Origin of the sequence: Microcystis aeruginosa NIES-843, from assembly GCF_000010625.1 — a bacterium.
GTDB lineage: Bacteria > Cyanobacteriota > Cyanobacteriia > Cyanobacteriales > Microcystaceae > Microcystis > Microcystis aeruginosa.
In genome coordinates this window covers 3034584-3048257 of sequence record NC_010296.1, presented here as the reverse complement: position 1 = coordinate 3048257, position 13674 = coordinate 3034584, and the positions used below count along the sequence as shown (strand labels likewise).

Genomic DNA, 13674 nt, shown 5'->3' with positions numbered 1-13674 from the left:
TTATAGGAATTCTTTCTTGAAACTACTAACTACTTCATTTAACTTTACTAGGGGAGGGGCAAATGCCGTCAGGGACAGAATACGCAAAACTTTATAGAAAGGCTAACACCGCCTATTGCCAGGGCAACCTTGAGGATGCCGCCGTCATTGTCAAAGAGATGATCAGCAAGTATCCCGAGGATGCCAATGTCATGCTTTTACAGGGTCACATTCATCTAGGACTACAACAATACAGATTGGCGGAGGAACGTTACGAAAAAGTGCTGCAATTGGCTAAAAATTCTCCCACTAGCTCCGATCTAGTCGATTATGCCCAGCGTGGTCTCGATCAGATTCGGCAATTGCGTTTTGAAGCCGAGGAGGGAGATTTTACGATCGCTGCTACGGAAAGCATTGCCTACAGCGAGGCAGCTTTCGATCCAAGTCAAAGTTTTAACCGTTCTCGCTCCTGGAAGTCGCAAGGGGCTGCCCCCGATGGACAAAAAAAAGGGCTGGATTGGAATAGTAGTCTTTTCAATGAGGAGGATCCCAGCGAGCCTACGGTAAGTAAAGTCCATTCCTATGACGATGATTTTGAGGAATCGGAGGAAACCGCCTTTAGTTCCCTTACCCTGCCGGGCCCTGGCTCTCACGGTTCCCAGTGGTCTAGCGATTCGGCGGAGGGGGAAGCCCCTTTCCCCTTTTTAGAAGCGGCGGAGATTGACTCGCTGGAGGAAGGGTGGGACGGTGAGTTAGGGTCAACGGGAGAAGCCACTTTTATGGTTTCCTCTGCTCTGGGGGGAAATCCCCTCACCGGTAGAGATCAGGAGTTATCCTATAGGGATACCCTAGAAGAAAGCACTTTTGCCATTGACCTGGAATCGACCCACCCACAAGGGGCAAAAACTGGCCCTAATCAGGGCAGAGTCACTCAACAAAGAGACGAGGAAGACGAAACCGGAGATTTTGGGCAACCAGAACTCAATGATGAGGATTTAGACGGTTTTTCCCCACTGGCTCTGACGGATACGGTTCAAGGACTGGGGGACTGGGAGCTATTTACCCCTTCGGGGGGGGAAGCTTTAAGTGGTGGTTTTCTCCCCGAACCCAGTGCGCACCTTAATGCCAGTTCTGGTGTGGGAGAGCCTAGTTTTAATCCTTCTCGTCTAAAAACCCCCAATGACAAAAGAGATAGTCATCTTACCCATGCCTCCGAACTCTTGCTCAAGCCAGTGGTGGAAGTCAATCCGGGCAAATTAGGCTTTTTTGTCAACGCTTCTTTAGGCAAAAAACAACTAATCCTAGCGGCCTTAGCGGGTATTACCCCTGTGATCATAATTTTTGCCGTTAGTACCACCTCTTGGCTTTCTACGCTCTTGGCTGCCAAACCAGCCCCGAATAGCCAGGCAAAAACCGAAAAGGTTGCCCCCAAACCGGCCCCGAAACCGCCAGCCTCAGCCAGTCTTTCCCCCTTCAGTCAACCGGTACTAACCACGATGTTATTAACCGGACTGGGAACCCTAGCCCTGACTTGGCTAGGTTTACAGTTGCTAATTAGTCAGATTAAGCGCAGTCTCAACGATCTGCAAAGCCAATTCGATCATCTCTCGGAAGGTAATTTTAACGCTAAAGCGACGATCTACTCGGAAGATGAATTCGGTCAACTGGCCAATCGTTTCAATCAGATGGCTCGGGTGGTGGTAACTACCACCACGGAAGCCCAACGCCGCGCCGCCGAAACGGAACGGGAACGGGAAGACTTACAACGGCAAGTGATTCGACTTCTCGATGATGTGGAAGGAGCGGCTCGGGGAGATCTGACCGTGGAAGCGGAGGTAAGCGCCGATGTTTTAGGGGCGGTGGCCGATGCTTTTAATTTGACTATCCAAAACCTGCGCGAAATTGTCCGACAGGTGAAAAAAGCGGCCAAACAGGTGAATCAAGGCAGTACCAATAGTGAATCTTTCGCCCGCAATCAGTCTAGCGATGCCCTGCGGATGGCGGAGGAATTGGCCGTCACCCTTAATTCGGTACAGATGATGACCGACTCAATTCAACGGGTGGCAGAAAACGCCAGAGAAGCCGAAGAAGTCGCCCGCACTTCCTCGATTACCGCCCTGAAGGGGGGCGATTCCGTGGAAAGAACCGTGGCGGGAATTCTACAAATCCGCGAGACCGTATCAGAAACGGCGCGAAAAGTCAAGCGTTTGGCGGAAGCTTCCCAGGAAATCTCGAAAATTGTCGCGGTAGTCTCTCAGATTGCCTCGCGGACCAATTTATTGGCTCTTAATGCCTCGATTCAAGCGGCGCGAGCAGGAGAGGCGGGCCGCGGTTTTGCGGTTGTGGCCGATGAGGTGCGTCAGTTGGCCGATAGAGCCGCTAAATCGCTTAAGGAAATTGAACAGATCGTTTTACATATCCAATCGGAAACGGGTTCGGTAATGACGGCGATGGAGGAAGGGATTCAACAGGTTATCGATGTCACCGAGCGCTCGGAACAGGCGAAGAAGTCCCTAGAAGATATTATCCAAGTTTCTAATCGCATCGATACGCTGGTGCGATCGATTACCGCCGATACGGTCAAACAACGGGAAAATTCCCTCAATGTCGCCCAAGTTATGCAGTCGGTGGAGTTAACCGCTCAGGAAACTTCCCAAGAATCCCAACGGGTGGCGGGTTCTCTGCAAAAATTGGTGAGTATCTCCCGGGAGCTGCTTTCTTCGGTAGAACGGTTTAAGGTAGACTCAGAGGATGATCGATAATCGGTGAGCGCTAATCAGTGGGTTATTGATTAGCCGCTATCCCTCAAGATTGACCGCTAGAGTGAGTAAAGTTATGCCTAAACTTAGTCTCTGCATGATTGTCAAAAATGAAGCCGAAAATCTCCGGCGCTGTTTGGATAGCGTTAAAGGGGTGGTGGATGAGATGATCGTTATGGATACGGGTTCGACCGATGATACGATTGCTATTGCTCAAAGTTACGGTGCCATAGTTCCTAGCTACGATTGGCGGGGTAATTTTTCCGATGCCAGAAATGAGGCTTTAAAATATGTTACTGGCGATTGGATTTTAGTCCTTGATGCTGATGAGGAATTAAATGCCGCTATCGTACCGAAAATGCGTCGGGCAATGGAAAAAGAGGAAAATTTAGTGATTAATTTAATCCGCCATGAAATCGGAGCCGTACAATCACCTTATTCTCTAATTTCGCGGCTATTTCGCCGACATCCTCAGGTCACTTTTACCCGACCCTATCACTCAATTATTGATGATAATGTGGCCATTTTATTAAAAAAAGAACCTGGTTGGAAAATAGTTGAACTGCCAGAAATTGCTATCTTTCACTACGGTTACACCGTCGATAAAATAGCCAGCTTAGATAAGTTTGAACGGGCAAGAAAAGCGATGGAGGGTTTTTATCAGCAACATCCCCACGATCCCTATGTGTGTAGTAAATTGGGAGGGTTATATCTGAAGATTGGCAGGGATAAAGAGGGTTTTAAGCTGCTCAAACATGGTTTAAAATGCCATGGCTCTAATCCGCATATTTTATACGAGTTATATTATCATCTCGCTAATTATTATTATTCAGTGGAGGAATTTAAGCAATCAGCCGATCATTTTGTTAAAGCGATTAAGCAGCCAATTTTAGATAAATTAAAACTGGGTGCTTATAATAATTTCGGTGGGTTATTATACGAAGCAGAAAACTACGAAGCTGCCTTATCTGTCTTTGAGAAAACCGTAGAAATTGATCCTAGCTATGCCGATGGTTACTATAATTTAGGACTGGTTCTCAAACAACTGCATCGGCTACCAGAATCGATTAAAGCTTATAAAAAAGCTCTCAAGTTAAACCAGGATAATCCCACTATTTACCAAAATCTAGGGGTTGCTTATATAGTTTTCGGTAGTTATAATGAGGCGATCAAGATTTGGCAAAAAGGCCTACAATTATTGAAAGATCAGGGTAATGTATCTCGCGCTGAAATGCTGCAAGAAACCCTAGAAGCTCTGGGAGCAAGTGTATTGAGGGATGAACAGTAACTGTTCAGAGTTGTTGGCAAGATTGGGAGCAGCCACTGTACTAAAATTGCCAATAGGCAGTTGAAATGCAGTACATCTGATTGCTAAAACCCTGTCTAGTCAACTCCTGTGAGGATTTTTCCGAACTAATTGTTAATAGGATTATCGAGGGGTTAGACGCGGAAGACTTAGGGGTTTTGATAGAAATGATCAAGAGATAATTGCTGCCGTGTAATTGACCTTGACAAGAAATGCTATAATTTCCTAGCAAGGGGGGAAACTAATCCCTCTCAGGGTTGCCATCGCACAATTTTGTCGGTTACTGGTTCTCGTCAGCTTGTTTGTCAAATATACCAATTCTATTTTGAATCGGTGCTGTTATGTCAAGATTCAGGGTTTCTGGCTGCAACGGAACTGGAAAATCAAATAATCTATTTCTTCAAATCTTCTTACCTTGGACAAAAATAATGAAATTCGAGGAAATCCAAGAGATTCTTAATGGGCAACTGCTCAAGCTTGAGAATCGCTGTCTCAATGACACAGAACAATTATTATTGCGAGGACTTTGGCAGAAAAAGAACTATCAAGAAATTGCCCAAGAAAATGGTTATAGTAGCAGCTATCTTGCCAATGTAGTTGCCCCAGGACTCTATGATAGACTCTCGCAACTGATCGGAGAAACGATCAATAAAAAAAATTTTTTATCTAGACTACAATCTCATTTTACCAACTCCACATCGCTTCAGTATTGCGGTCAGGAATATCTCCAAAATGAGCGTCCAGAATACCCAGATGCTCCTGTTCCCTATAATTCTTATTATTATCTAAAACGAACAAAACTTGAAGCAAAAATTATCGAGGAAATCGGACAATCTGGGGCGTTAGTACGCATTAAAGCTCCCAAAAAATGGGGGAAAACGTCTTTATTATTAACAATTTTAGAGGCTTGTCAACAGCAATTCGGTTATCAAATTGTTAGTTTAGATTTACAAAAAGCAGACCAAGACATCATAGCAAATTTTAACAAGTTCTTACGCTGGATCTGCCGTAATTGCGCTCGGCAGTTGAATTTAGAAGCCAAATTAGATGATTATTGGGATGAAGATATAGGAATTAAAATGAGTTGGACAATTTATTTTGAAGAGTATATTTTACGAGAGATAAAACAGCCACTGGTATTGGCTTTAGACGAAGTGCATCGAGTCTTTGAACATCCGAAAGTAGCAGAAGATTTTTTACCTTTAATCAGAGCTTGTTATGAAGAATCTAAGCGATCTCCCCTGTGGCAGAAATTACGTTTAATTATTGTTCAATCCACAGAATCTTATGTTTCTCTGCGATTAGAACAGTCTCCTTTTAATGTGGGATTACCCATAGAGTTACAGGGTTTTGGTCAAGAACAAGTGGCAGAATTGGCAAAAAAATATCAATTAAATGAATTAGCAACCAACGAAATTCAACAGTTGATCGACTTAGTGGGGGGACATCCTGCCTTGATTCATTTAGCGATTTATCATCTTAGCCAAGAGCAAATCACGATGCCAGATTTAATCAAATCAGCAATTACATCAACGGGAATTTATTCCTCTCATTTACAGCTGCACTGGGTCACTTTACAAAAACAACCCGAACTTGCCGCTGTTTTTCAACAGATTTGTCAAGGTAATCAACCAATAATAGTCGATCCAATTATTGCTTATAAACTTAATAGTATGGGTTTAATTAAACTCAGAGAAAATAAAGCAATTGTCAGTTGTCAGTTGTATCAAAAGTACTTTATAAGTCAATATACTGGTTCAGTATAAATAAATTTTTGAACCATGGTATTAAGACAGCGATCGCTCAAGCCAATCATTATTAAATATCGTCTGATAAATCCGATTATGAACGTCCATTTTCCCGTGACGCTTTACCACTAATCCAGATAAAAATAACTCAGGTAAATAGGGATTGTTATCAATCTGTATTGGTTCTTGATGGAGGATTTGTCGATACAAGGTTAATAACTGGGGTCGGTTTGGACTTTGAAGAAGGCGATCTTGAATGGTTTTTAAATGTTCGGGTTGATCCTGCATCTCCCAATCTTGAATAATTTTTTCTGCTACTAAGTTGGCCAACCATTGTTCTTCTTGATTAGAGGGGATTGGTTGCTCGCTATCCCGCATCAGTTGACAGAGTTTTTGAGTTAAGAAAGGTTGCCCTCCCGTCCAGCTTAAGACTTGTTTGAGCATGGTCTGAAGATTGCTGACTTTTTCTGTTAACCCATATAATAAAGGTTGGGCTTCGTGTTCCTTAAAACTTGCTAATTCAATAGCGTTACCAATATTAAAAGGTGTTTTCTGGGGGTCAGTAATTAAAGCTGAAGGTGTGGTAGCACCAAAAAAGGCAAAAGTTAGCTCTTGAAATTGAGGTTGAATCGCTCTCTGGTTATAAAAAGAACGAATTAAAGCAAAAAAGTCAGAGACATCAAATTTTAACCCCAAAATGCTATCAATTTCATCAATAAATATAACAGTCGATTGTCTAGATTGCCGCTGATCAAAATCGTCATTAACTAGAAGAAAATTTTCTATAAATTGTCCTAATCGTTGTACAGGAGGCAGGTCTAATTGTTCATTCCACCAAGCTTTAAAAGTTTTCAATTGTTTGATTAATCCAAAACTGCGGAGCAGATCAACGGCTAATCCTTTATACCATTGTTCGGGGGTAATATTGTCTGTTCCTAGCCGAGTTAAGTCAATTACTGCACATCTAATTCCCTCCTTTTGTAATTGGCTCATCATCCGTACCATTAAGCTAGATTTTCCCATTTGACGTGCATTTAAAACATAGCAAAATAGACCTTGTTTGAGAGCTTTATAAAGATTGCGATCGGCTTGTCGAACCACATAATTCGGTGCATCCATCGGTAAACTGCCCCCCACTTGATAGACAAATTTGGGAGGTTGTTCAGCACTTTTAAGCAGGTCATTTTCAAAGATAAGTTCTGCTTGGGTTGCTTTCAGTACCTCTAAAGTATTTGTGAGTTCTTTTGTCCGTTCTTCTACTCTTTGTTCTAAGGTTTGATAGAGTCTTGAGTTATCAATAGAGATAGCGGCTTGAGCTGCTAGAATATTTAATAGTTCAACCCTTTCTGAGGTAAATGCGCCTGTTGTTAAATTATTTTCTAAATAAACAATTCCTTTTAATTGACCTTGATTGAGTAAAGGAGTACAAAGAATGGATTTAGTTTTTTTAGCAATAATGTAAGAATCGTTGGTAAATTGACCTGATGAAGTGGCATCATTTAAAACGATAGTTTCTTTTGTCCGAGCGACATAGTAAATAATACTGGTGGGTAAGATAGGAATTGAATGATCATAGTCGATAGATTCTATGGGAATCGGCTGTAAGATATTAAGCGTTTCTTGATCAATTGTTCCTTGAGCTTCAATGACCCAATTTCCTTCCTGTTCTAAAATCAGACAACCTTTCTGAGCTCCTGCATTTTCAATGACAATTTTCATTAAATTTGTTAGGAGATTTTCCAGTTTAATTTCTCCAGAAATTGCTTGCGAGGCTTTGAGAATAGTGGTTAAATCCAGAACTGCTCCATCATTACCAGTAGTTGAAATGGTGGTACTCAGTCCTTTAGATTTGTTTTGATTGCTGATGCCTAATAAATATTGAGGGTATTCTTCTTCTAATTGTTTAACTTTGGCCTTTGCACCCCAACGAATGTAACAATGATAGGCATTTCTGAGATATAGTTTACCGATTTCTTCTCTACCTAAAGTAAAATAAAATTCAGAGGCACGTTCATAGGCTAAAGCCTCTTCATGGATAAATTCATATTTTTTTGCTCCTGCTATAGCACTATCATAATATTTCATTGCTGTCAAAGGTTTTCTCAAAACACGAGCTATTTCTGCCTGTATTAAATTGTATTTATGCTGAAAATTCATCGGGGCATGATCCTGCCAACATTTCATCAGTTTATGATTTTCTTGGACTTGTTTAAGATATTGTTTTTTATTTTTTTGGTCGAGGGATGGATATTGAGCTAGTAATGCCAAAGAATAATAAAAATTATGTTCTGTAAAAATAATTTCTGATTTCACAAAACCTGAATATTCAAGGGCGATCCTAGTGTTTTCTATTGCTTGAGGATAATCTTTAAACAAGTAACAAAGCCAAGCTTTATAAAAATAAATATTAAAGACAGAAATTCGATTGTTAACTTGGAGTAACTGCCTTAAAGACTTTTCCTCGTCGAGCATAGTACCCGTCAATTTTTTGACGACTGATTCATTTACTAAAATTTCAACAAATTGGGCGCATATTTTGATTAAATTTAAGGGATGTTCTTGCTGATATTGAGCAATAAAATCAATATATTGTTTTTGCTGATTGTGAACGAATTCTAAGTTATTCCCTACAAATAATAAATGATCGCAGTAGAAATTGGCCCCATGGCAAGCAAATTCAAGATCGCCAACTTCCAGAGCCTTTTGTATAGATTTCTTAAGGGGTTCAAGCGTTTGTTTAATATGATGTTTTTTATAGGTTATATTAATGGAAATTGAGACATAAGCTTTCGACCAAAAATCCTTGGCATTTAATTTCTCTAAAACCCGTAAAGATAATTGTCCAAGTTGATAAGCTAAATCAATATCTAACATGAGCCAAGAGACAATAATTCCATAAACAGCATAAGCATAAACGACTGGGGGTGAATTGCCATACTGCTGGGATAGGGTAATCTCAGTATAGAGAATTGGTAATGCTATAGAACTTTCGGCAAAACAAGCAGGAGCATAAATAAGACTAAAAATCTTCATTGCCATCAACTTATTAGGTTCTTTCATCACTCCTAATCTGGCTAATTTTTCAATGTTTAACGCTTGTGGTGGTGATTCCACTAAAGATATGCCTAAAATTTCTAAAGCTTTTTGTCCGTTATTTAGAGCTAAATCTATTGCGCCTCTAGCCAAGTTTATTTTAATCTTTATTTCGTAAAATTTAACTTGTTCTAAAGGACTTCGGACGTGCAGTAAAGCAAAATCACAGAGATTATCAGCCGTTTCTAGATTAGTATTCAGATAGTGAGCTTCTACTAATTCAAGATAAATATTAAAGGTAAGCTCATATTGCTTTTGCCAACTATCTAATAATAAAAGCTGACAAGCAAAATGTAAATAATTGACTGAAGCTTGGTAAGCATTAGCCGATTTAGCTTTCTTTCCCGCCCTTAAATTTAATTGACACAACTGTTCTTTATCTGAGGTATCCTTTAATAAATCAATCCCAAAATTGAGTTGATTAACTATGTCAAATAATTTGTTTTCTTGAGCTTGAGTAGTTGTCTTTTTGAGAAGAAATTGACCAATTTGCAAGTGATTTGCTTTTCGTTCTGATTCGGGAATAAGTGAATAGGCTGCTTGCTGTACTCTATCGTGTAAAAATTTGTATTTAATCTCTACATTTTCTAAATTTAACTGTTGGTATTCTATCTGATCAAACAATAAAGGAAGTTTATAGTCTTCTGACTGAGGTAAAATAAATCCTTGTTGAAGAGCTATCGCTAATTCTTTCGCTGTAGCGGAGATAGATTTTTGTTGAACAAATGCCAATAAATCTAAACTAAAAGAGTTGCCAATACAAGCAGCTAATTTGATTAGTTGTTGCGTTTTTTCAGGAAGTTTACCAATATTTCTAGCAATTAATTCCACAACATTATAATCAGTAATACCGACAGATTGTATAGCCTCACTAGACCAAATCCAACGATCTATATTGACTTGATAGGTTATTAAATTTTCACTGTATAAAGTTTTAAGAAACTGAGAGATAAAGAAAGGATTGCCTTGGGTTTTATAAAAAATTAATTCGGCTAAATCTTTAAGCTCATCCCTATTAACCTTACCGTTAAAAGTTTCCTCAATTAATTGTCGAACATTGTCATAATATAAGGGTTGAATTTCAAGATGATTGATCACTAAATGGGTAGTTTTTAGTTTCTCTAGCATCAAGGTTAAGGGATGAGTTGAACTAACCTCGTTATCTCGATAAGCACCAATAAAAAACAAATATTTGCCTCTTTTATCGGTCACTATAAGTTGCAATAATTTTAGGGATGCCGAATCTATCCATTGTAAATCATCAAGAAAAATTACCAAAGGATGATTAGGAGTACAAAAAACCTTGATGAACTCTTTAAAAACTTGATTAAAACGATTTTCAGCTTCTAGAGAGTTTAATTGAGGAACTTCTGGCTGTTTACCAATGATTAATTCAACTTCAGGAATGACATCGATAATAATTTGAGCATTTGGCGTAATAGCCCTGATAATATCGTCTTTCCACGATTCAATTTCCTCCTGATTTTCAGTTAATAACTGGCGAATTAATTCTTGAAATGCTTGAATCAGAGCTAGATAAGGAATATTGCGTTTTAACTGCTCAAATTTTCCCCTAATAAAATATCCTCTGGCTTCAACAATTGCTTTTTGAACTTCATTAACAATGGATGTCTTACCAATTCCTGAATAACCAGAGACTAACATTATTTCGATGGCAGATTCAACTTTTTCTACTCCTGCTACTTTTGGGTTTGCTACTCGTTTGAATGCTTCTAGTAATCTCACTATTTCTTGACTTCTTCCATAGAGTTTTTGAGGAATCAGCAATTGATTGGGATAATCCCGTTCTCCCAAAGCAAAAATCTTAAGCCGGCTCTGCTTTTCTAGTTGACATAAACAAGTTTCCAAATCAAATTTGAGTCCAGCAGCACTTTGATAACGCTCTTCTGCATTTTTTGCCATTAGTTTTCTAACAATGTTAGAAATCATCGGCGGAACTGAGAATTGTTCTAAAGGAGGAGGTTGTTTCGCAATATGACAATGAACTAACTCCATCAAATCCTGAGATCTAAAGGGCAACATTCCTGTGAGCATTTCATAAAAGGTCACTCCCAAAGAATAAAAATCACTGCGATAGTCAATCCGGCGATTCATTCGTCCCGTTTGTTCTGGGGACATATAAGCCAGTGTTCCTTGTAAAAAGCGAGGATTGGTAATAGTTTGCCGCTCAAATGTTAGGTTAGAAGCAATGCTAAAATCAGTCAATTTAACCTGTTTTGTTTCTTGGTTGATGAGGATATTACTGGGTTTAATGTCTTTATGAATAATGGGAACTTGGTGAATCTTAATTAAGATGTCTGCTAAGGAGATAGCAATGGTTAAAAACTGAGAAATAGAAAGGTGTTGGGTTGTTAAAAATTTAGCTAAAGATTGACCACCAAAATCTTCGAGAATTAGGGCAAAAACATGACGATAGTTAACCAAACCATAGGATTTAACTACCCCATCATAGTTTAAATTTTGAATAATTTCATGCTCCTGTCTCCAACAGACGATCTCTTCTATGGAGGGATATTCAGCTTTGAGAACTTTGATGATTACGGGCTGTTCTTTCTGACAAGATTTACCGCGATAAACGACGCTTTTAACCCCTTCGTAAATCTTGTGATTAATCTCATAGTTAGGAAGAGCGAGCATCGAATCTTTATCTCCTACACTAAATGTCCATTATCTGATGGAAAGAAGGGATATATTTCATCTTCAAAAAGTTTTTGAATATCGGGGGAACTGTCCTTTACCAACTGCTGAAAATCCGATTTGACAGGGATATTGTAACTCACTTGACGGCGACCAATTGTAGGAAGCCAAGCCGTGTGCAAACTATAACCAAAATTTAGATCCTGATGTCTTAGCTTAGTCAAAGGACCTTTGGCCAGATCCCCCCCATCAAAAATCCAAAATTCGCTACTACGAGGGGTAAAAACGCTACAAATGATGTAACCCTCTGTAGAATTTTCTTCGCTTGTATGGCGAGGAATGAACTGAGGAGAACCACCAATATATCCCCTAGGAAACTGATAAGAATCGGCAATCTTCAGGGAATCATCTGGGGTATGTAATCGAAACAGGGAAGATGGAACGCCTTGTTTTGCTAAATTTAGTAAATCCTCCAAAGGCACTGCTCGGTAGGGGGCATCTTTATATAAATCATAGAGAAACTTTGTCATCGTTTCCTGCCAAAGTCCAAAGGAAATCCAATAAATATCATCAAGTCGTTTGGGTTGCCTTCCTGATGATAATCGATCTCGGTAAGCGTATAAACCCGTTCCCCAAGTATAGGGAGATGAGTAGATAACATTTGATTGAATGACTTCTCCTCGGTTTCCATCAATTACATAGCGTCCCAAACGGCTAATATCCATCTCATTGGGTTCCATAGAATAAACCCGCTTGGCGATTGGATGATAGGGTGGGTAAGCCGATAAGTCATATTTACGAATCCACTCAGCCACATCCCAAGAAGCAATGTGAGCAACATGAAGCGTAATCTTTCCATCAGGATTTTCGTAATCAACTAAAAAGTGAGCAGCTGGTAAAGGAATGATGAGTTTTTTAGCGATGACAGTCACTTCCTTGTCAGAATCAATCGGGTACTGTCCTGAGATGAGCTCCCTACGACGTACAATATAAATATATGAATCCGGTCGATTCGGGCTTTCGAGTAAGTTTCTGATTAATTCTTCGAGTTGTTTATTCTCTGGTATTGGATTGTTTATTAACTGCTCTAAACCGACAATAAAAGCTGTGTCCATTAAAATCACATAATCTTTGCTGACTCCAATTTGATGGATGGTTTGTTCAATTTTTACTGGTGAACCATCGGGAAGTCTTAACTTCCAACGCTCTAAGTTACCTGTCCCATCCCAGCGAAGCAGATAGACAAAATTCTCAATATCTTCCCCAAGCAAATATTTAATTACATTTATGGCCTGTTGCAAAATACCTTTAGCCCACATAATATTCAACTGAAAAATATTTCGCAACATATTAGCATTAGAAAAACCAATGATTGCCCTCATTAATTGGTAAATGTCTTTGGGGAGTTCATCTAATTCAATGGCAAAAGGGAGCCTCTTTAGCAGATTCATAATAGCTCTGCCATAATTTACAGTAAACATTTCACCCGTATTACTATCAAAAGCAGGATGGGCGGTACTCAAAATCGTCTTGAAAGGAAATTGTGGTTTGTTCATTTCGGCCCGCCACTCTTGATTCCAGCCAACAGGTGTAACAACTTCAAGGGTTTCTGTATCTAATTCGTAGGGACGGCCTCCATCATAGGTCACTAATAAACGATCTAGGACATCTTCCTTTCCTGATGGCATAACTAGAAAAGCTGTATTTAGCTCATTACGAAATCCAAGTGCGTAAGAAAAGCGGACAATTCCATGATTGCGAAATCTATACTTTTGGTATTGGCTTTTCAAGAAGGTTGCCTTGTCTGCATAATAATCAGGGGGCTTAGCTAATCGTGTTGTTATCTTTGCTTCACCGGGGCAATCAAAATCGAGTCGGTAAATCATACCGTCGCCATTCAACAATGAGTCGCCATCGGGAAAAGGGGTACCCCCAGAATCAACCGTTCCTACTGGTGCGACCATAAAAAAATGACCCTGCAAGTCTTCTGGTAATTGCCCTTCAATCTCTAAGTTAAGCTCCGTGTGTTCACATCTATTCGCAGTCATGATTGATTCTGGGATCAAGGGACAACCAGAAGGTAAGTTAGAACTATAATTATTGGGGTTTTCAGTCATAATATCTTAATAAT

At 39.7% G+C, this 13674-nt stretch carries 5 protein-coding genes; 3 read left to right on the top strand and 2 right to left on the bottom strand.

The window, feature by feature from the left end; translation table 11 throughout:
• The first annotated feature begins 62 nt into the window (after window positions 1–62).
• From MAE_RS14450 to MAE_RS14440, 3 genes are all read left to right on the top strand, one after another.
• The gene (locus tag MAE_RS14450; protein ID WP_012266253.1) at window positions 63–2741 is read left to right on the top strand and encodes a methyl-accepting chemotaxis protein; all 2679 of its coding nucleotides are present in this window, start codon (window positions 63–65) and stop codon (window positions 2739–2741) included.
• Window positions 2742–2814: 73 nt separating this feature from the next.
• A complete protein-coding gene (locus MAE_RS14445; protein WP_012266252.1) occupies window positions 2815–4026 on the top strand; it encodes a glycosyltransferase in 1212 nt (403 codons plus the stop codon).
• A 446-nt stretch (window positions 4027–4472) separates the two neighbouring features.
• Entirely contained in the window at window positions 4473–5810 is a 1338-nt protein-coding gene (locus tag MAE_RS14440; protein WP_012266250.1) for an AAA-like domain-containing protein, read from the top strand.
• Window positions 5811–5831: 21 nt separating this feature from the next.
• Here the strand turns inward: MAE_RS14440 and MAE_RS14435 are convergent, their stop codons facing one another.
• Together MAE_RS14435 and MAE_RS14430 are read right to left on the bottom strand one after the other, a co-directional pair.
• The gene (locus MAE_RS14435; protein ID WP_012266249.1) at window positions 5832–11543 is read right to left on the bottom strand and encodes an AAA family ATPase; all 5712 of its coding nucleotides are present in this window, start codon (window positions 11541–11543) and stop codon (window positions 5832–5834) included.
• A gap of 14 nt (window positions 11544–11557) precedes the next feature.
• Complete coding sequence (locus MAE_RS14430; RefSeq protein WP_050766297.1) at window positions 11558–13660, bottom strand: carotenoid oxygenase family protein; 2103 nt, start codon at window positions 13658–13660, stop codon at window positions 11558–11560.
• Window positions 13661–13674: the final 14 nt, after the last annotated feature.